Origin of the sequence: Thermomonas sp. (assembly GCF_041905325.1) — a bacterium.
Lineage (GTDB): Bacteria > Pseudomonadota > Gammaproteobacteria > Xanthomonadales > Xanthomonadaceae > Thermomonas.
In genome coordinates this window covers 179,266-197,666 of the sequence record NZ_JAYRLK010000003.1, presented here as the reverse complement: position 1 = coordinate 197,666, position 18,401 = coordinate 179,266, and the positions used below count along the sequence as shown (strand labels likewise).

Genomic DNA, 18,401 nt, shown 5'->3' with positions numbered 1-18,401 from the left:
GACGCGATGCGGCAGGAACATTTCATCGCCCGCCATCGCCAGGAATGGGCCGCGTTCGAGCAGTGGCTGGATGTGCGCGCCACGCGCCCGCGGCGTGCCCGTCACGACCCCCATTGGCGTGGGCTGGCCGATGCCGACGTGCCGGCGGCGTACCGGCGGCTGGCGCGGCAATCGGGTCTGGCACGGCGGCGTGGTTACAGCCCGCAGTTGCAGGCGCGCCTGCAAGTGCTGGTGCAACGCGGACACGACGTGCTGTACCGGCCACCGCGGCCGCGCTGGTGGCGCGCGGTGGAGTTCCTGCTGGCGGATTTCCCGCGGCTGGTGCGGGCCGAGGCCGGCGTGATGACCGCCGCCGCACTGCTGTTCGTGGTGCCGCTGGTGGCCAGCTTCGTGGCGCTGCAATCGCATCCGGAGTTGATCAACACGCTGATGACGCCCGAACAGATCGCCGACCTGGAGGCGATGTACGCCAAGGCGGCGCAGAAACTCGGCCGCGATTCCGGCGGCGATTTGCAGATGTTCGGTTTCTACGTCTTCAACAACATCAGCATCGGCCTGCGCACCTATGCCAGCGGCCTGCTGGCGGGGGTCGGCCCGGTGCTGGTGGTGGCCTTCAACGGCGTGATGGTGGGCATGGTGGCCGGGCACCTGCAAGCGGTGGGACTGGGCGAGCCTTTCTGGCGCTTCGTGCCGGCACATTCGGCTTTCGAACTCACCGCGATCGTCATCGCCGGCGGTGCCGGGTTGCGCCTGAGCCTGGCGCTGCTGGCACCGGGCCGGCAACGGCGGGTGGATGCGCTGATGGTGGCCGGCAAGCGCGGTGCGCAACTGGCACTGGGCGTGCTGTGCATGCTGTTGGTGGCGGCCTTCGTCGAGGCGTTCTGGTCGTCGATCGGATGGATCCCGGCGGCGGCCAAGTACGGCGTGGGCGCGGTGCTGTGGGCCCTGGTGGCGGCGTGGCTGCTGGCGGGCGGGAGGGACCGCGATGCAGCTTGAGCACTTGCAGGTGGAGCTGCGTCCGCGCCCGCAATGGGAAGCGGCCGAACTGGGGCAGGCGCTGGTGCGCCGGCATGCCCGCGCGATCTGGTGGCCGTGGCTGTGGTGCACGCTGCCGGCGTTCGTCGCCTGCAACCTGCTGGGCTGGGCACTGGGCCAGCTCTGGCTGGGCGCGCTGCTGCTGTGGTGGCTGAAGCCGGTGTTCGACCGCATCCCGCTGTTCGTGTTGTCGCGTGCGGTGTTCGGCGCAGCACCCGACGTGCGGCAGACGCTGGCGGCACAAGCGCGCTGGGGCTGGAAGCCGATGCTGGGATACCTGACATGGCGACGGCTGGGGCCGGCGCGAGCCCTGTACCTGCCCATCGACCTGCTGGAAGGCGGGCCGCACCCGGCGCAGCGACGCGCGGTGGTGGGCAGCGGCATGCGCGGCACGGCGGTGCTGCTGACCCTGGTGAGCGCGCATTTCGAACTGGTGCTGCTGGTGTCGGCCTACGCACTGGGCATGTTGTTCGTGCCGGTGGAATTGATGAGTGAAACCATGCGCGCGGCGTGGGCCTTGTTGGCCGAGCACCCGCCGGCATGGGTGCAAGTGCTGGGCAATGCGCTGCTGTGGCTGGCCAGCAGCGTGATCGAACCGTTCTACGTGGGGGCCGGCTTCGGCCTGTATCTGGACCGCCGCACCCGGATCGAGGCCTGGGACGTGGAAATCGCGTTCCGCCGCCTGCGCGCGCGTGCCATCCGCGCGCTGGGCTCGCTGGCCTGCATGGGCGTGCTGGCGTTGGGCCTGCCGGGACTGGCGCAGGCCACCACCGGCCAGCCGGTGGCGACCAATCCCTGCGAAGGCAACCACCCGCCCAGCGCACGGCAGGCCGACCAGCCGCTGCCGGACTGCCTGCAGGACGTGTTCCCGCAGGTGGTCGATGACCCGCGGCTGGACGCCGCCGTCAAACGTGCCTGGCAGGATCCGCTGCTGTCGCCGACCCGCAAGGTCGTGCGCTGGGTACCGCGGCACAAGCCCGCCACCCCGACAGCGGAGCGCCGCTTCGACAATCCGCTGCTGAACACCCTGGCCACGGTGGTGGGATGGGTGGGCGAATACGGCCTGTGGGGGCTGGTGGTGGTGCTGGCGGTGGTGCTGGTGCGCACCCGCAAGCAATGGTTGCCGTGGCTGCGCCGTGGCCCGCGCGGGCCGGCGCCGCAGGACGCTCCGATCCAGGTGCAGGCGCACGCCGACGCCGCCCCCCTGCCCGCGCAACTGGCGGACAGCCTGCGCGCGCTGTGGGCGCAGGGCCGGCAGCGGCGTGCACTGGCCTTGCTGTATCGCGCCAGCGTGGAAGCGATGGTCGCGCGCACCGGCGTGGTGCTGGTGCCTGGTGCCACCGAAGCGGAATGCCTGCGCGCGGCACGCGCACTGCGCGAGGATGCGGACCGCAACGCGTTCACGCAGATGGTGCGGGCCTGGCAATACGCGGCGTATGCCGGGCGACTGCCGGCGACCGAGGAGTTCGAAGCCCTGTTGCAACGGCTGGGTACGCGTTTCGGGTGGCCGGCATGAGCCGCGCCCGGCAGGCGGTGACGTGGGGCGCGGCGGCATTGCTGCTGGGCGCGCTGCTGGCGTGGTTCTTCACCCGGTACCAGCGGGTGGTGTCGGTGGAAACCCTGCCGCCCGCCGGCGAGGCCGCCTACAACCCCCTGTACGCACTGCGGCTGGTGTTGCAGGCCGAGGGCCTGCACGCACAATCGCGGCAGCATCTGCAACTGGATACGGTGCCGCTGGCGCGCCACGACACCGTGGTGGTGTACAGCGACCCGCGCACGCTGAGCCCGCAGGAACGCGACCGCCTGTTCGCGTTCGCCAAGGACGGCGGGCACCTGGTCCTGCGCATGCCGGCGTGGGGATCGCCGGGCAAGGACAAGCGCAACGACAACGCGGTACTGGCCGCCTACCTGCCCGTGCAGCCGCGCCTGCTGTGGCACGAGTGCGTGCACCTGCAAGTGCCGGGACAGTCGCTGCACAAGGAATTCTGCGACGGCCCGCGGTTCCTGCTGCGCGACGATGCACAGCCACTGGCGGCCTGGCGCACGGCCAGCAACGGCTACGTGTATGCCCGTTTCGCCCACGGCAGCGGCACGGTGGACCTGCTGGCCGACATGGCGATGCTGCGCAACACCGCGCTGCGTGAACGCACCCATGCCGTGTTCGTGCGCCAGCTGCTGGCACCCGGCTGGGGCCATGGCACCGTGCATCTGGTGTATGCGGCCCACATGCCGCCGCTGTGGCGCTGGTTGCTGGCACGCGGCTGGATGGCGCTGCTGCCGGCGGCATTGGCGTTGCTGGCGTGGTTGTGGCTGCGTGCCCAGCGCTTCGGGCCATGGCTGCCGTCGCCGCAACTGCCGCGCCGCGCCCTGATGGAACACGTGGAAGCCAGTGGGCAACTGCTGCTGCGCCATGGCCAGTTGGGGCGGCTGCATGGTGCCCTGCGCGATGCGGTGCTGGCGCGGCTGCGGCGCCGCGACCCGCTGGCTGCGGCGCTGGACGGCGACACCCGTGCGCAATTGCTGGCCCGCCGCACCGGGCTGGCGGCCGCCGCGCTGCGCGCCACCCTCGACAGCCGCCCGCCCTTGCACCTGGCCGAATTCCGCCAGCGCATCTCCCGCTTGATCGACCTGAGGAACCGCCTATGACCACCGACACCCTGCCCCCCGTCCAACCGCTGCTGGGCGATGCCCTCGGCGCGCGCGCGGCGGCCCTGCGCGACGAGGTCGGCAAGGCCTTCATCGGCCAGCCGGACGTGCTGGAGCAAGTGCTGGTGGCGTTGCTGGCCGGCGGCCATGTGCTGCTGGAAGGCGTGCCGGGGCTCGGCAAGACCTTGCTGGTGCGGGCGCTGTCGCAGGCCCTGGACTGCCGCTACGCGCGCGTGCAGTTCACCCCCGACCTGATGCCCAGCGACATCAGCGGGCATGCCGTGTTCGACCCGCGCAGCGAACGCTTCGAGGTGCGCAAGGGCCCGGTGTTCACCAACCTGCTGCTGGCCGACGAGATCAACCGCGCGCCGGCCAAGACCCAATCGGCCCTGCTGGAGGCGATGCAGGAGCAGCAGGTGACCATCGAAGGCCACAGCTACCCGCTGCCGCCGCCCTTCCTGTGCCTGGCCACGCAGAACCCGCTGGAGCTGGAGGGCACCTATCCGCTGCCGGAAGCACAGCTGGACCGCTTCCTGCTGAAGGTGTTGATCGGTTATCCCGCGCTGGAGGATGAAAAGCGCATGGTGGAAGCGGTGTGCGATGGCCGCATGGCCGCCGATTTCGACCTCGCGCGAGTGGGCTGCGTGGCCAACCGCGACGACGTGCGCGCGATGCAATGGGGCACGGCCCTGGTCCGGGTGGACCCGGCAGTGCTGGATTACGCGGTGCGCATCGCCAGCGCCACCCGCAAATGGCCGGGCATCGCGCTGGGGGCCGGTCCGCGCGGCAGCATCGCGCTGGTGCGCGCGGCGCGCGCGCAGGCGGTGCTGGCCGGGCGCGATTTCGTCACCCCCGACGACCTGCGCGACATCGCGCTGCCGGCGTTGCGCCATCGCATCACGCTGGCACCGGAACTGCACATCGAAGGCCAGTCCGCCGACGACACCCTGCGCGCGCTGCTGGCCAAGGTGGAGGCTCCGCGCCAGTGAGGCCCGCCCTGCCGCTGGTGGTGGCATTGCTGGGCTGGGCGGCACTGGGGCTGCTGGCCAGCGCCGACCTGCTGCCGGCACGCGGTTGGGCCTGGGCCGGCGGGCTGCTGGCACTGGTGGCGGCCGTGGACGCGCTGCGCCTGCGCCGCCTGCCGCTGCCGGATGCAGCGCGGCGGATGCCGGACGCTCTGCCGGTGGGCGTGGCGCGCGACATCGCGCTGCTGCTGGACAACGGCGCGGCGACGCTGCGGGTCGACGTGCACGACCTGCACCCCGTCGGCTGGCAGGCCGACGGCCTGCCGCGCACGCTGTCGCTGGCTCCGCACAGCGAAACCCGCATCGACTACACGCTGCGCCCGTTGGAGCGCGGCGATGCGGAGTTTGCCGGCATCCACCTGCGCCTGCATGCGCCCTGGCGCCTGTGGCGGCGCACGGTGGTGCTGGGCACGCCGCAGGCGGTGCGCGTGTTCCCCAACTTCGCACCGCTGGCCAAGTTCGCCCTGCTGGGGTCGGAGCAGGCCTCGCGCGCGATCGGTGCGCACGTGCGCAGGCGGCGCGGCGAAGGCACCGACTTCCACCAGATGCGCGACTACCGGGTCGGCGACAGCCTGCGCCGGGTGGACTGGAAAGCCACCGCGCGCATGCGCCGGCTGATCTCGCGCGAATACCAGGACGAGCGCAACCAGCACCTGGTGCTGCTGGTGGATACCGGCCAGCGCATGCTGGCGCGCGATGGCACGTTGTCGCATTTCGACCAGGCGCTGGATGCCGCGTTGGTGGTGGCGTGGCTGGCCTTGCGGCAGGGTGACGCGGTGGGCCTGCTGGCCAGCGGCGGCGCGCAGCGCTGGGTGCCGCCGCAGCGCGGTGCCGGTGCCATCGACGTCCTGTTGCGCCAGACCTATGACCTGCAACCGCAACCGCTGGCCACCGACTACCTGGCCGCCGCCACCGACCTGTCCCTGCGCCAGCGCCGCCGCAGCCTGGTGATGCTGGTCACCAACCTGCGCGACGAGGACGCCGATGACCTGTTGCCGGCGGTGCGCATGCTCCAGCAACGCCACCACGTGGTGGTGGCCAGCCTGCGCGAACAGATCCTGGATGCGGTACTGGAAGACCCGGTGCGCGACTTGCGCGGCGCGGTGCGCGCGGCGGCGGCGGCCAGCTACCTGCAACAACGCGCCATCGCCCATGAAGCGCTGCGCGCGCAACGCGTGGACGTCCTCGATGTCACCTGCGCGCAACTTCCCGGCGCATTGGTGGAGCGTTATCTGGCGATCAAGCGCGCCGGCGTGTTGTGAGCCGTCGTACTGCCGGCAACGGGACGGGGCGCGGGGACGGCTGCTGACGTGATACGGACACAGGCCGCAGCCGCTTGCTCAATCCGCCGTCACCAGCGCATCGGCGCGCTGGCTGAGGGCGGCGTAGACCGGTTCGGTGTCCGGGCGCACGCCGTGCCAGAGCAGGAAGCTTTCGGCGGCTTGTTCCACCAGCATGCCCAGGCCATCCACCACGTGGCTGCAGCCGGCGGCGCGGGCCCAGGCGAGGAAGGGCACGGCCGCTTCGCCGTAACTCAAATCCACGGCCACGCTGCGCGGGCCGGCCAGGGCCATCGGCAGCGGCGGCAGGCTGCCGCCACGGCTGGCCGAGGTGGCATTGATCAACAAATCAAACTCGCCCAACGCCGGCAGCGCATCCCACCCGCGCGCGTGGGCGCGGCCGGGTTCGCCCAGCGCGTCCACCAGCGCGTCGGCGCGTTCGGGGCTGCGGTTGATCACATACAGCGAGTGGATACCGGCATCCAGCAGTGCGGGGGCCACGCCGCGTGCGGCACCGCCGGCACCCAGCAGCAGCACCCGGCGCTCGCGCAGGTCCAGCCCGTGGCGTTCGGTGAGGTCGCGCACCAGCCCCAGCCCATCGGTGTTGTCGCCACGCCAGCCCGCGCCCTCGCGCAGCAGCGTGTTCACCGCACCGGCCCGCCGCGCACGCGCGCTGACGTTGCCGGCGCACAGGGCAAAGGCGTCTTCCTTCAGCGGCAGGGTGACATTGGCTCCGGCCACGCCACTGGCGGCGAGCTTTTCCGCAAAGCGGGCGTGGTCGGCCTCGATCGCCACGTAGTCCATGGCGATGCCGGTTTGCCGGGCGAACGCGGCATGGATGCGCGGGGATTGCGAGTGGGCGATGGGGGAACCAAAGACGGCGTAGTGCGGCATGTGTCACTCCCTCCGAACCAAGGCATCAACTCCGCAACCATCTTGCCGCATCCAGTGCGAAATAGGTCAACACGCCATCGGCCCCGGCGCGCTTGAACGCGGTCAGCGCTTCCATCGCCACCATTTTCTCGTCGATCCAGCCGTTGGCCGCGGCGGCCTTGATCATCGCGTACTCGCCGCTGACCTGGTAGGCGTAGGTCGGGCGCTTGAAGTGCTGCTTCACCCGGTACAGCACGTCCAGATACGGCAGGCCCGGCTTGACCATCACCATGTCGGCGCCTTCGGCGAGGTCGAGGCCGACTTCGTGCAGCGCCTCGTCGGCGTTGGCCGGGTCCATCTGGTAGGTGTACTTGTTGCCCTTGCCGAGGTTGCCGGCGCTGCCCACCGCACTGCGGAACGGGCCGTAGAAGGCGCTGGCGTACTTGGCACTGTAGGCCATGATGCGGGTGTGGATGAAGCCGTTGGCTTCCAGCGCGTCGCGGATCACGCCGATGCGGCCGTCCATCATGTCGGACGGCGACAGCACGTCGACGCCGGCGGCGGCGTGCACCAGCGACTGCTTCACCAGCGCCTCGATGGTCTCGTCGTTGAGGATGTAGCCGGTCTCGTCGATCAGCCCGTCCTGGCCATGCGTGGTGTACGGGTCCAGCGCCTGGTCGCTCATCACGCCGAGTTCGGGGAAGCGTGCTTTCAATGCGCGGATGGCGCGCGGGACGATGCCGTTCTCGTCCCAGGCGATGCGGCCGTCGGCGGTCTTGGCGTCCGGGTTCGGCACGCCGAACAGGTCCAGCACCGGCACGCCGAGTTCCAGCGCCTGCTCGCCCACCCGCAGCAGTTCGTCGATCGACAGCCGCTCCACGCCCGGCATCGAGCCGACCGGCGCGCGGCCTTGCTCTTCATGGACGAAGACCGGGTAGATCAGGTCGTTGGTGGTGAGCACGTGCTCGCGCATCAGCCGGCGCGAGAAGTCGTCATGGCGCATGCGCCGGGGGCGCACGAGGAACTGCTGGCGGGTGGTGTTCATGCCGGCATTTTACGCCCGCATCACAGGTGGCAGCCGTCGATCTCCACCAGCAGTTCGCGGCGGCAGACGTGGCCGTGCAGCACGATGTGCGGCACGCCCGGCAGGCGCGCGGCCAGCAGCGCCTGCATCTGCGGCAGTGCGTCGGCATCGCGCACGTAGACTTTCAGCCGGCTGGCCGGCCCGGGCTGCGCGGCCAGCGCGGGACGCAGCACACGGGCGGCGGCAAGCAGGCTGTGCAGATTGGCGAGGATTTCATCCAGCTGCGCGTCCAGCGAATCGCCATGCTGCGAAGCGTGGCCGACCACGGCGGCGGTGCCGGAGACCAGCAACGGCATCGCGCTGGAGGCTGGCAGCAGGGCGCGGGCGAAGCCGGGCGGCTGCGGGCCGTATTGGCGCGGGTAGCGCCAGGCCTGCACCTGGCGCGGGTTCTCCAGCGGCGTGCCGGCAGCCTGTGCAGCCAGCCAGTACAGCTGGAAGCGGCCGGTGCGGTGCGGATGGCCGATGGCAGTGGCCGCGGGCAATTCGCCCGGTGCCAGCGCACGCCCGATGCCGCGCGCACGGCCCACGCAAAAGCGGCGGTAGCGCTCGGCATCGCCGTCCCCTGCGGTGATGGCATCCAGATAATTCCAGATCCGCAGTGGGTGCGGATGGTCGCTGCCGGCCAGCCATGCCTGCAGGCGCGCGTAGGCGCGGGCCGCCACGGCGGCGATGTCGCCATCGTCTTCCACTTCCAGCGCACCGAATTGCAGGCCGCCACCGGTGCTCCAGACGATGTCGCCGGCGCGGCCATGGGCCACCTCGGCATCCACCTGCCAGCACTCCAGCGGCGCGCTGCCCACGGCCGGCAGCGCCACGTGCAAGTAGCGCGGGTCGGGCATCGTGCGCGGGGTGTCGCCGAAACCGAACACCGCCAGCGTGCCGGCGGCACCCAGCACGTCCACGGGCGACGCATCGAGGTACTCGACGCGCAACGCGGCGGCAGGCTGCAAGGCTGGGGCGGAAAGCGGCGACATCGAACCGCCATGATACCGCGCGGGCGATGCCGGCCCCCACCATCGGCACGGGCAGGGACCAAGCCTCCGCGCTAGGATGCCTGCCGGTGCGCATCGGCGCGAACACTGGGTTGGGAATGCGATGGCAGGACATTCAGGTGCAGCCTGGCTGCTGGGGGCACTGCTGATGGGCGGCGCGGGCGTGGCGACGGCACAGGCGCCGACGGTCACCGCCGCCGACTATGCGCGCGCGGTGCAGATGCTGGGCGACCGTACCGCGCCGCTGGTGGATCACATGGTGACCGCACCGGCATGGCTGGACGACGGCACGCTGGTCTATCGCGACAGCAGCAACGGCAAGGCACAGGTGCTGCGGTTCGACCCCGGCACCGGCAAGACCAGCGCCGCGTTCAACGCGCAGGCGCTGGCCGATGCGATGAACCTGGCCGCCGGCGGCAAGGGGCGGCCGGTGCTGGCGGACAAGCTGCCGCCGTTGCAGGTCACGCGCAACGCCGACGGCAGCCTGACCCTGACCGGCATGGCTGGCGTGTTCCATTGCACCGACAAGGGCTGCGGCGCGGCCCACCGGGCCAAGTCGGGCGACGAGCCCGGCGCGCCGTCGCCCGACCGCACCCGCGAGGCCTTCATCCGCGGCTGGAACCTGTGGGTGCGCGACGTCGCCACCGGCAAGGAAACCCAGCTGACGTTCGACGGCCAGCCCGACTACGGTTACGCCACCGACAACGCCGGCTGGAAGCACACCGACAACGCCATCGTGGTGTGGTCGCCGGACGGCAGGAAGATCGCCACCTTCCAGCAGGACCAGCGCAAGACCAGCACCATGACCCTGGTCGGCACCAACGTCGGCGCGCCCAAGGTCGAACAGTGGAAGTACCCGTTCGCGGGCGACAAGGACGTGACGCTGATCGAGCGCGTCGTGATCGACCTGTCCGGCGCCACGCCGAAGACCGTCCGCCTGCAGATGCCGGCCGACCAGCACCGCTCCACCTGCAGCGACGACATCGCCTGCGACGACGGCTGGGAAGACGTGCAGTGGGCGCAGGACGGCAGGACGCTGGCCTTCGTCAGCACCGACCGCGGCCACAAGTCCGCCACCCTGCGCGTGGCCGATGCCGCCACCGGCAAGGTGCGCGACGTCTACACCGAGACCGTCGCCACCCAGTACCAGAGCGCGCCGGCCCTGGGCGCCGTCAACTGGCGCTACCTGCCGGAGAGCAACGAGTTCCTGTGGTTCAGCCAGAAGTCCGACTGGGGCCACCTGTACCTGCACGACCTCGCCACCGGCAAGGAAAAGCGCCAGCTCACCCACGGCGCGTGGAACGTCACCGCGATCCAGCACCTGGACCGCGCCGGCCGCACCCTGTGGGTGACCGGCGTCGGCCGCGAGGCGGGCCGCGATCCGTACTTCGTGCACTACTACAAGCTCGGCCTGGACGGCGGCGAGGTCCAGCTGCTGACGCCGGAGGATGCCAACCACGCGATCACCGCGTCGGCGGACGGCAAGTATTTCCTCGACATCCACTCCACGATCTCCACTGCGCCGGTGGCCGTGGTGCGCGACGGCAACGGCCAATCGCTCGCCGAATTGGCCCGCGCCGACCTGACCCGGCTGAAGGCTGCCGGCTGGGTCGCGCCGGAGTCGTTCACGGTGAAGGCGCGCGACGGCAAGACCGACCTCTACGGCCAGCTGTTCAAGCCGTCGAACTTCGATCCGAAGAAGAAGTACCCGATCGTCACCTACATCTACCCCGGCCCGCAGGTGGGCTCCGTGCGCAGCCGCAGCTTCATGCCCGCGCACGGCGACCACCAGGCGCTGGCGGAGCTGGGGTTCGTGGTGATCGCCGTGGATGGCATGGGCACTCCGCTGCGCAGCAAGGCGTTCCAGGACGCGTGGTACGGCAACATGGCCGACAACACCTTGCCCGACCAGGTGGCGGCGCTCAAGCAGCTGGGCCAGCGCCATCCGTGGATCGACACGGCGCGCGCGGGCATCTGGGGCCATTCCGGCGGCGGCAACGCCACCGCGGCGGCGATGTTCCGCTACCCGGACGTGTACAAGGTCGGCATCGCCGAGTCGGGCAACCACGACAACCTGACCTACGAGGATGACTGGGCCGAGCGTTACCACGGCCTCCTCGAACAGAAGGCCGACGGCAGCACCAACTACACCGGCCAGGACAACGCCTCGCTGGCGAAGAACCTCAAGGGCAAACTCTTCCTTCTGCACGGCCTGATGGACGACAACGTGCCGCCGCAATCCACCCTGCAGGTGGTCGATGCGCTGATGAAAGCGAACAAGGACTTCGACCTGCTGTTGCTGCCGCACGCCCATCACGGCTTCGGCATGGACAGTTACTACGTGATGCGCCGCCGCTGGGACTACTTCGTGAAGAACCTCCTCGGCGCGGAGCCACCGAAGGAGTTCGAGGTGAAGCCGCAATACTGACGGCGTTGCCGTAACCGCACAGCACGACGGCGCCCACGGGCGCCGTCGTCGTGTCCGGGGTCAGCGCGGGCCCCCGGATCAGGTCCGGGGCAGGCTCTGCCCGAACAGCACCTGCTTCTCCTCGTCCGACAGCGGCTTGCCCGCGTTCGGGTTCACCTGCCGCGCCAGCGCATAGGCACGCTGGGTGGCCGGACGCGCGTCGGCGCCGGCGGCCACGCCGGTGAAACGCCCGGCCTTGTCGGACAGGTAGCGCAGGATCGCGCCGGATTCGAACACGCTGATCGGCTCACCACCGTCCGCAGGAGCATGGTCGACGATCGCAGGCATCTTGTTGTTCGGGGAGATCGCCAGGAAGGCAGGCTCGAACTGCGCACCCTTGCCGATGTCCACCGGATGGAGGGCATAGGGCAGCCCGGTTTCTTCCAGCAGCAGGGTGATCTTGTGGCCGTTCGGGGTGGGCCAGTAGTACAGGTCGATCATGGCGGGTCGCTCCACGGTGGGGAAGCGCCACTCTATCGCCGCCACCGTTGCGATGGCGGCAACGCGGCGTTGCGCGTCAGTGCCCGCGCTCGGCGGCCAACCGATCCAGGTCGATGCCCTGCCGGCGCAGCAGGGCACTGGCGCGCAGCGCATAGAACGCCAGATAGGCGAAACAGGCCACACCCACCCAGAAACTGGCGTGCACGCCCACTGTGTCGGCCAGCGCGCCCTGCGCCCAGCTGACCAGGCCGCCGCCCATGATCATCATGATCAGCAGGCTGCTGCCCTGGTTGGTGTGGCGACCCAGCCCGGTGATCGCCAGCGCGAAGATGCACGGCCACATCGTGCTGCAGAACAGGCCCACGCTGATGAAGGCGACGATGCTGGCCTTGCCGGTGGTGGCCATGCCGATCAGCAGGGCGACGATGCCGCACAGCGCGAAGTACAGCAGCATCCGTGCCGGGTTGCCGCGGCTGAGCCAGGTGGCGGCGATCATCAGCACGATGACGAAGGCGTAGCCGTAGAACTGCGACACGTCATGTCGCGCGATCGCGTTCACCGCCAGATACACGCCGAAGGCAAGGAATGGCAGCACCAGCATCAGCAGCTTCTTCATCCCCGCGCCGACATCGAACGCACCGGCCGCGCCGGTCCAACGACCGATCATCAGGCTGGCCCAGTACAGCGACACATACGGCGCCAAGTGCTGGGTTTCGATGCCCAGCCCTTCATGCAGATACGCCGGAAGGTTGCTGATGCTGGAGACTTCCACCCCCACGTACACGAAGATCGCCAGCATTCCCAGCACCAGCTGCGGGTAGGCGAAGGCGGAACGCAGGTGCACCCGCTTGCCGACGTCCGGCGCCTCGTCGTTGGCCAGCGCGTCCAGGTCGATGTGGTTGGGCACCGACGAGAACTTGATGAACACCGCCACCAGCGCGAAGGCCAGGCCCAGCACCAGATAGGGAATCTTCACGCTCTCGATGCTGGCGTCGGCGTGGCCTGCGGACACGCTGCCGAAGATGGCGAAACTCACCAGCAGCGGGCCGATGGTGGTGCCGAAGTTGTTGACCCCGCCGGCCAACGTCAGGCGCTGCGCGCCGGTGGCCGGGTTGCCCATCACGATCGCCAGCGGATTGGCGGCGATCTGCTGCAAGGCAAATCCCAGCCCGACGATGAACAGGCCCGACAGCATCAATGCGAACGAGCTGCTGTTGGCCGCCGGGTAGAACAGCAAGGTGCCCAGTGCCGAGATCAGCAGCCCCGCGCAGATGCCGTTCTTGTAGCCGATCCGGTTCAACACGTCCTGGCCGATGGCCTTGGAGATGCCGAAATAGATCAGCGAGCCCACGGTGTACGCCACGTAGAACGCCACCGCCACCAGCTGGCTCTGCGCCTGGCTGAGGTCGAAGGCCTTCTTGAACACGGGGATCAGGATGTCGTTGCTGGCGGCCACGAAGCCCCAGAAGAAGAACACCGTGATCAGGACGCCGAATTGCGCCCATCGGGTTGGCTGGTGGCGCATGAGATCCCCGCTGCTAGTGTGTGCACCGGCCGGGGAAACTCTGGCCCGTGCGTGCTCCCCGCCCGCAGTACAACAGCAGCATGCAGCGATGCACAAGGCACTGGGGCATTGAAAACGATTTCGCAACGGGTTGACGGCACCCCCCGGTGGACGTTGCAATGCAATGCCCATCGCAGCTCCGACACGCATGACCGTCAACCCCAACCGCAAGCTCTCGCCGCTGCCCGCCCTGATCTTTTCCTCGCGCTGGCTGCAGCTGCCGCTGTACCTGGGGCTGATCGCGGCGCAGGGCGTCTACGTGATCCTGTTCCTGAAGGAGCTGTGGCACCTGATCCACGGCGCGGTCAGCCTGAGCGAGCAGGACATCATGCTGCTGGTGCTGGGCCTGATCGACGTGGTGATGATCTCCAACCTGCTGATGATGGTGATCGTGGGCGGCTACGAGACCTTCGTCTCGCGCATGCAGCTGGAAAACCACCCCGACCAGCCGGAGTGGCTGAGCCACGTCAACGCCAGCGTGCTCAAGGTGAAGCTGGCGATGGCGATCATCGGCATCTCCTCGATCCACCTGCTCAAGACCTTCATCGAGGCCGGCACCATCGGTGGGCTGCCACTGTGCGGCGGCACCGATGCCGCCGCCGTGACCGCGCTGGCCGCCGGCATCGCCAAGACCTGCACCAAGGTCACCGCCACCGGGGTGATGTGGCAAACCATCATCCACTGCGTGTTCATCCTGTCCGCCATCGGCATCGCCTGGACCGACAAGCTGATGACCTACGGCGCCAGCAAGCGCGAGCACGCGGGGCACTGAGCGGTCCACGCCGGTAAAATGCCGGCATGGATGTTTCCCACCTGCTCGACGGGCTGAACCCGGCCCAGCGCGAAGCCGTGTCCGCCCCCCCGGCCCATTACCTGGTGCTGGCCGGTGCCGGCTCCGGCAAGACCCGCGTGCTGACCCATCGCATCGCGTGGCTGCACGAGGTGGTCGGGGTGCCGTTGCACGGCATCCTGGCCGTCACTTTCACCAACAAGGCCGCCGGCGAGATGCGCGGGCGCATCGCCGCACAACTGGGCGGCAGCGATATCGTGAAAGTCGGGCGCGGGGCATGGATCGGCACCTTCCACGGCATCGCCCATCGCCTGCTGCGCCTGCACTGGCAGGAAGCGAAGCTGCCGGAAGGCTTCCAGGTGCTGGATGCCGACGACCAACTGCGGCTGATCAAGCAAGTGGCCAAGCAACTGGAGCTGGACGATGGCCAGTTCCCGCCGCGCCAGATCGCGTGGTGGATCAATGCGCAGAAGGACGAGGGCCGCCGCCCGCAGCATATCCAGCCCACCCCGCAGGATCCGTGGAGCGACGTCCTGCTGCGCGCCTACGCCGCCTATCAGGAGCGCTGCGAGCGTGCCGGGCTGGTGGACTTCGCGGAACTGCTGCTGCGCGCGCACGAGCTGCTGCGCGAGAACCCCGGGCTGCTGGCGCACTACCGCCACCGCTTCGGCCAGATCCTGGTGGACGAGTTCCAGGACACCAACGCCATCCAGTACGGTTTCGTGCGCCTGCTGGCCGGCGACAGTGGGCAAGTCTTCGTGGTCGGCGACGACGACCAGGCCATCTACGGCTGGCGCGGCGCGAAGGTGGAGAACGTGCAGCGTTTCCTGCGCGACTTCGCCGGCGCGCAGACCATCCGGCTGGAACAGAACTACCGCTCCAGCGGCAACATCCTGAGTGCCGCCAACGCGGTGATCTCCCGCAACGATGACCGCCTCGGCAAGCAGTTGTGGACCGAGGCGGGGGAAGGCGAGGCGATCGACCTGTATGCCGCCTTCAATGAAATCGACGAGGCCGCCTATGTGGCCGACCGCATCGCGCAATGGGTGCGCGACGGCGGCAGCCACGGCGACGCCGCCATCCTCTATCGCAGCAACGCGCAGTCGCGGGCGTTCGAAGAAGAACTGCTGAAACGCAAGCTGCCGTTCCGCGTGTACGGCGGCATGCGCTTCTTCGAACGCGCCGAAATCAAGGATGCGCTGGCCTACCTGCGTCTGCTGGCCAATCGCGACGACGACGTCGCTTTCGAGCGCGCGGTCAACACCCCGCCGCGCGGCATCGGCGAACGCACGCTGGACGAACTGCGGCGCAGCGCGCGCGAACACGGCGAATCCCTCTGGCGCGCGGCACAGCGCCTGTGCGGGCACGCGCTGCTGGCCGCGCGCGCGCGCAACGCGGTGGCCGGCTTCCTCGCGCTGGTCGATGCGCTGGCAGCCGACTCCACCGAACTGCCGCTGGCGGACAAGATCGACCACGCACTGCTGCGCTCGGGCCTGCGCGCGCATTACGAAAAGGAATCGCAAGGGCAACTGGATTCACGCACCGACAACCTCGACGAATTGGTCAGCGTGGCCAGCCGCTTCGTGCGTGGCGACGAAGACGATGCCGCGGCGATGCCGGAGCTGGTGGCCTTCCTCGCCTACGCCTCGTTGGAGGCCGGCGAGGGGCAGGCGCAGGCCGATGAAGACGGCGTGCAACTGATGACCTTGCACAGCGCCAAGGGCCTGGAATTCCCGCTGGTGTTCCTGGTGGGTTGGGAAGACGGCCTGTTTCCCAACGCACGCTCGAAGGACGAACCCGGGCGGCTGGCGGAAGAACGCCGGTTGGCCTACGTGGGCATCACCCGCGCCCGCCAGCAACTGGTGTTGTGCCATGCCGAAACGCGCCGCATCTACGGCAGCGACACGTATTGCCGGCCGTCGCCGTTCCTGAACGACATCCCGGAACCGCTGCTGCGGCAGATCCGCCCCAAGCCCAAACCTGCCACCGCGTTCACCGCCCCGCTCCGGCGCAATCCCGGCCATGCCACGCTGGATATCCCGCCGCTGCGCCTCGGTGCCAATGTCCGCCACCCGACCTTCGGCACCGGCTGCGTCACCGACGTCGAAGGCAGCGGCGCCCACGCCCGCGTGCAGGTCCACTTCGACGAGGTGGGCAGCAAGTGGCTGGTGCTGGCGTATGCCAACCTGGCGGTGGTTTGAGGCGGGTCGCGCGCGACAACCGCGCGACCCGTGAGGCGGCTTACTTCCTCGCCGTCAGGATCGGAGTGAGGTAGTCCGGCTTGCCGGGGATGCGTTCCAGGTGCGGGTACCGCAGGCCGCCGTGGTAGTCGATCTTGACGGTGCGGTAGCGGTCGAATTCCTTCACCAGCAGCTCGATCGGGGCCTTGCCGCCCTTGGCCGCCTTCACCGCGTCTTCCAGCAACGGGCCGCTGAAGCTCTGGCCGTTGACAGCGACCAGGGTGGTGCCGGTGCCAAGCCCGGCATTGAAGGCGGGGCCGCCCCAGCGCACGTCGGAGAGGGTGCCGTCCTTGCCGGCGGACAGGCCCAGCGAGTAGGTGAGGTCGGCGCCGCCGCCACCGAAGGCGCGGCCCATGGACTTGGCGAAGTCGCTGGGGCTGTCCTTGTAGACCAGCGTCCAGCCGGCCGCCTCGATGCCGCCGGTGAGCCCCTTCTTGCCGTCCAGGCGTTCACGCAGGAAGCTCGCCCAGTCGTACGGGTACACGCCGTTGAGCACGCCCACCACGTCTTCGAAGGTGTAGGTGTTCTGCTGTTCCCATTCGCCATCGCGGACACCGAAGAAGCCCTTGGCGAAATCGTCCAGCGACTTCTTGCCGCCGGTCTTGCTGCGGATCAGCGCGTCGGCCTCCAGCCAGATCATCTGCCCGCCGGAGTAGTAGTCCTCGCTCATCTGGTAATTGCGATACGCACGCGGCGCGCGACTGGCGATGATCGGGTCGTTGGTGGTGTCCTGCACGTTGCGCCATTGCAGGCCCGGGCGGTTGTCGGCGTAGGTGGCCGCCACCGAGGCCAGTGCGTCGATGCTGGCTTGCAGCGGGCGCATGCCGCTGCGCGCGGCCAGCACATTGCCCCAGTACTGGGTCTGGCCTTCGTACACCCACAACAGACTGTCCTGCATGGGGGTGTTGAGGGTGGGTACCCACAGGTCCTTGCCGCGCCGGTACTTGCCGTTCCAGCTATGGGTGTATTCGTGCGCCAGCAGGTCGGTGAAACCGGTCTTGGGGTTCCACTCGGTGAAGTAGCCGGTCCCCACGCCATTTTCGCTGGACCGCTGGTGCTCCAGGCCATTGCCGCCCATCTGGTCGGACAGCGAGAACAGGAACTGGTAGTGGTTGTAGTGCTGCGCGCCGTACAGTTTCACTGCCTGTTCCACCATTGCCTGGTGCAGCTTCACCTGCTCCGGCTTGGCTTCCAGATACTTGGCCTCATCGGCGACCACGCCCAGCTTCACCGGCACGCTGCTGCCTTTCGGGGTGAGGTCGATGTTCTTCGCGTAACGACCGGCGTACACCGGCGAATCCACCAGGATGTCGAACGGCACGTCCTTGTAATTGACGGTGCTGCCGTCGCGGCTTTCCTCGTCCAGCGCGGTGAACGCGGTCCAGCCTTCCGGATACGTGACCTGCGGGTCCACCATGATCCGGTGCATGTAATGCCCGGCCGGGTACAGCACGGCGGAGAGGAATTGCAGGTTCAGCATGTTCGGCGTCATCACCACCCGGCCCTGGCCATTGCCGGTGGGGGTGAGGAAATCGAACTCGGCGGTGATCTCGGTGACGCCGGCGGGCACGTCGAGATGGAAGGCGGCGATGTCGAGGGTGTCGCGCTTCCAGTCCAGCGTCCGGCCATTGGCCTTGAAGGTGATGCCGGCGATCTTGTCGATGGAATTGCGCGGCGTATGCCCACCGGGCACCCACATCGGATACAGCAGGGTCAGCGGGCCGGCCTGCACCGGGATGGTTTCCTTCACCCGGAAGATGCGCTGGTTGAGGTTGGTGGCGTCCACCTGGAGCTTGAGGGTGCCCGGATAGGCCACGTCCTGCGGTGCAGGGTAGTTGGGCGAACCGCTCTGGGCGTGGGCCGTCGCAGCCAGCAACAGGGACGACAGGGCGAGGGGCAGCAGGCGACGCTTCATCGGTGGCTCCGGCATGGAGGTCAGGGAAGTGGCGATCGTAGCCACTGCA

The 18,401-nt window shown here is 69.0% G+C and carries 14 protein-coding genes; 8 read left to right on the top strand and 6 right to left on the bottom strand.

Annotated features, from left to right (window positions below):
• Positions 1–6: 6 nt before the first annotated feature.
• From ACE3OK_RS04995 to ACE3OK_RS04975, 5 genes are read left to right on the top strand one after another with little or no spacing between them, the layout of a single operon-like run.
• Positions 7–996, top strand: a complete 990-nt coding sequence (locus ACE3OK_RS04995; RefSeq protein ID WP_374248449.1) for a stage II sporulation protein M — start codon at positions 7–9, stop codon at positions 994–996.
• Positions 986–2,551, top strand: a complete 1,566-nt coding sequence (locus ACE3OK_RS04990; RefSeq protein ID WP_374248448.1) for a DUF4129 domain-containing protein — start codon at positions 986–988, stop codon at positions 2,549–2,551. The genes ACE3OK_RS04995 and ACE3OK_RS04990 overlap by 11 nt, the downstream gene beginning before the upstream one ends.
• Positions 2,548–3,681 carry a DUF4350 domain-containing protein gene (locus ACE3OK_RS04985; RefSeq protein ID WP_374248447.1) on the top strand — a complete coding sequence of 378 codons (1,134 nt, stop codon included), beginning with the start codon at positions 2,548–2,550 and terminating at the stop codon, positions 3,679–3,681. Before ACE3OK_RS04990 ends, ACE3OK_RS04985 begins: the two co-directional genes overlap by 4 nt.
• A complete protein-coding gene (locus ACE3OK_RS04980; protein ID WP_374248446.1) occupies positions 3,678–4,670 on the top strand; it encodes an AAA family ATPase in 993 nt (330 codons plus the stop codon). Before ACE3OK_RS04985 ends, ACE3OK_RS04980 begins: the two co-directional genes overlap by 4 nt.
• On the top strand, positions 4,667–5,968 hold the full coding sequence (locus ACE3OK_RS04975; RefSeq protein ID WP_374248445.1) for a DUF58 domain-containing protein: 1,302 nt from the start codon (positions 4,667–4,669) through the stop codon (positions 5,966–5,968). The genes ACE3OK_RS04980 and ACE3OK_RS04975 overlap by 4 nt, the downstream gene beginning before the upstream one ends.
• 78 nt (positions 5,969–6,046) lie before the next feature.
• Here the strand turns inward: ACE3OK_RS04975 and aroE are convergent, their stop codons facing one another.
• From aroE to ACE3OK_RS04960, 3 genes are read right to left on the bottom strand one after another with little or no spacing between them, the layout of a single operon-like run.
• Positions 6,047–6,880 (bottom strand): shikimate dehydrogenase, encoded by an 834-nt coding sequence (gene aroE / locus ACE3OK_RS04970; RefSeq protein ID WP_374248444.1) that lies wholly within the window; start codon positions 6,878–6,880, stop codon positions 6,047–6,049.
• 25 nt (positions 6,881–6,905) lie between these two features.
• Positions 6,906–7,904 carry a porphobilinogen synthase gene (hemB, locus tag ACE3OK_RS04965; RefSeq protein ID WP_374248443.1) on the bottom strand — a complete coding sequence of 333 codons (999 nt, stop codon included), beginning with the start codon at positions 7,902–7,904 and terminating at the stop codon, positions 6,906–6,908.
• 20 nt (positions 7,905–7,924) lie between these two features.
• Complete coding sequence (locus tag ACE3OK_RS04960) at positions 7,925–8,917, bottom strand: pteridine-dependent deoxygenase (protein WP_374248442.1); 993 nt, start codon at positions 8,915–8,917, stop codon at positions 7,925–7,927.
• A 121-nt stretch (positions 8,918–9,038) separates the two neighbouring features.
• Between ACE3OK_RS04960 and ACE3OK_RS04955 the strand changes: the two genes are divergently transcribed.
• Positions 9,039–11,363, top strand: coding sequence for a DPP IV N-terminal domain-containing protein (locus tag ACE3OK_RS04955; protein WP_374248441.1), 2,325 nt, complete (start codon positions 9,039–9,041; stop codon positions 11,361–11,363).
• A gap of 78 nt (positions 11,364–11,441) precedes the next feature.
• On the opposite strand, the gene ACE3OK_RS04950 is transcribed toward ACE3OK_RS04955, so the two are convergent.
• Together ACE3OK_RS04950 and ACE3OK_RS04945 are read right to left on the bottom strand one after the other, a co-directional pair.
• A complete protein-coding gene (locus tag ACE3OK_RS04950) occupies positions 11,442–11,843 on the bottom strand; it encodes a glutathione S-transferase N-terminal domain-containing protein (protein ID WP_374248440.1) in 402 nt (133 codons plus the stop codon).
• 76 nt (positions 11,844–11,919) lie between these two features.
• Entirely contained in the window at positions 11,920–13,368 is a 1,449-nt protein-coding gene (locus ACE3OK_RS04945; RefSeq protein WP_374248439.1) for an MFS transporter, read from the bottom strand.
• Positions 13,369–13,555: 187 nt separating this feature from the next.
• Between ACE3OK_RS04945 and ACE3OK_RS04940 the strand changes: the two genes are divergently transcribed.
• Positions 13,556–14,179 (top strand): TIGR00645 family protein, encoded by a 624-nt coding sequence (locus ACE3OK_RS04940; protein WP_374248532.1) that lies wholly within the window; start codon positions 13,556–13,558, stop codon positions 14,177–14,179.
• A gap of 26 nt (positions 14,180–14,205) precedes the next feature.
• Positions 14,206–16,398 carry a DNA helicase II gene (gene uvrD, locus ACE3OK_RS04935; protein ID WP_374248438.1) on the top strand — a complete coding sequence of 731 codons (2,193 nt, stop codon included), beginning with the start codon at positions 14,206–14,208 and terminating at the stop codon, positions 16,396–16,398.
• A gap of 40 nt (positions 16,399–16,438) precedes the next feature.
• On the opposite strand, the gene ACE3OK_RS04930 is transcribed toward uvrD, so the two are convergent.
• Positions 16,439–18,352, bottom strand: a complete 1,914-nt coding sequence (locus tag ACE3OK_RS04930) for a M61 family metallopeptidase (RefSeq protein ID WP_374248437.1) — start codon at positions 18,350–18,352, stop codon at positions 16,439–16,441.
• Between the last annotated feature and the right edge of the window lie 49 nt (positions 18,353–18,401).

What these genes read in the sequence shown, in the direction of transcription:
- ACE3OK_RS04995 (WP_374248449.1), top strand. Translation starts at nt 7, where the DNA reads ATGCGGCAGGAACATTTCATCGCCCGCCATCGCCAGGAATGGGCCGCG.
- ACE3OK_RS04990 (WP_374248448.1), top strand. Translation starts at nt 986, where the DNA reads ATGCAGCTTGAGCACTTGCAGGTGGAGCTGCGTCCGCGCCCGCAATGG.
- ACE3OK_RS04985 (WP_374248447.1), top strand. Translation starts at nt 2,548, where the DNA reads ATGAGCCGCGCCCGGCAGGCGGTGACGTGGGGCGCGGCGGCATTGCTG.
- ACE3OK_RS04980 (WP_374248446.1), top strand. Translation starts at nt 3,678, where the DNA reads ATGACCACCGACACCCTGCCCCCCGTCCAACCGCTGCTGGGCGATGCC.
- aroE (WP_374248444.1), bottom strand. Translation starts at nt 6,880, where the DNA reads ATGCCGCACTACGCCGTCTTTGGTTCCCCCATCGCCCACTCGCAATCC.
- hemB (WP_374248443.1), bottom strand. Translation starts at nt 7,904, where the DNA reads ATGAACACCACCCGCCAGCAGTTCCTCGTGCGCCCCCGGCGCATGCGC.
- ACE3OK_RS04960 (WP_374248442.1), bottom strand. Translation starts at nt 8,917, where the DNA reads ATGTCGCCGCTTTCCGCCCCAGCCTTGCAGCCTGCCGCCGCGTTGCGC.
- ACE3OK_RS04955 (WP_374248441.1), top strand. Translation starts at nt 9,039, where the DNA reads ATGGCAGGACATTCAGGTGCAGCCTGGCTGCTGGGGGCACTGCTGATG.
- ACE3OK_RS04950 (WP_374248440.1), bottom strand. Translation starts at nt 11,843, where the DNA reads ATGATCGACCTGTACTACTGGCCCACCCCGAACGGCCACAAGATCACC.
- ACE3OK_RS04945 (WP_374248439.1), bottom strand. Translation starts at nt 13,368, where the DNA reads ATGCGCCACCAGCCAACCCGATGGGCGCAATTCGGCGTCCTGATCACG.
- ACE3OK_RS04940 (WP_374248532.1), top strand. Translation starts at nt 13,556, where the DNA reads ATGACCGTCAACCCCAACCGCAAGCTCTCGCCGCTGCCCGCCCTGATC.
- uvrD (WP_374248438.1), top strand. Translation starts at nt 14,206, where the DNA reads ATGGATGTTTCCCACCTGCTCGACGGGCTGAACCCGGCCCAGCGCGAA.
- ACE3OK_RS04930 (WP_374248437.1), bottom strand. Translation starts at nt 18,352, where the DNA reads ATGAAGCGTCGCCTGCTGCCCCTCGCCCTGTCGTCCCTGTTGCTGGCT.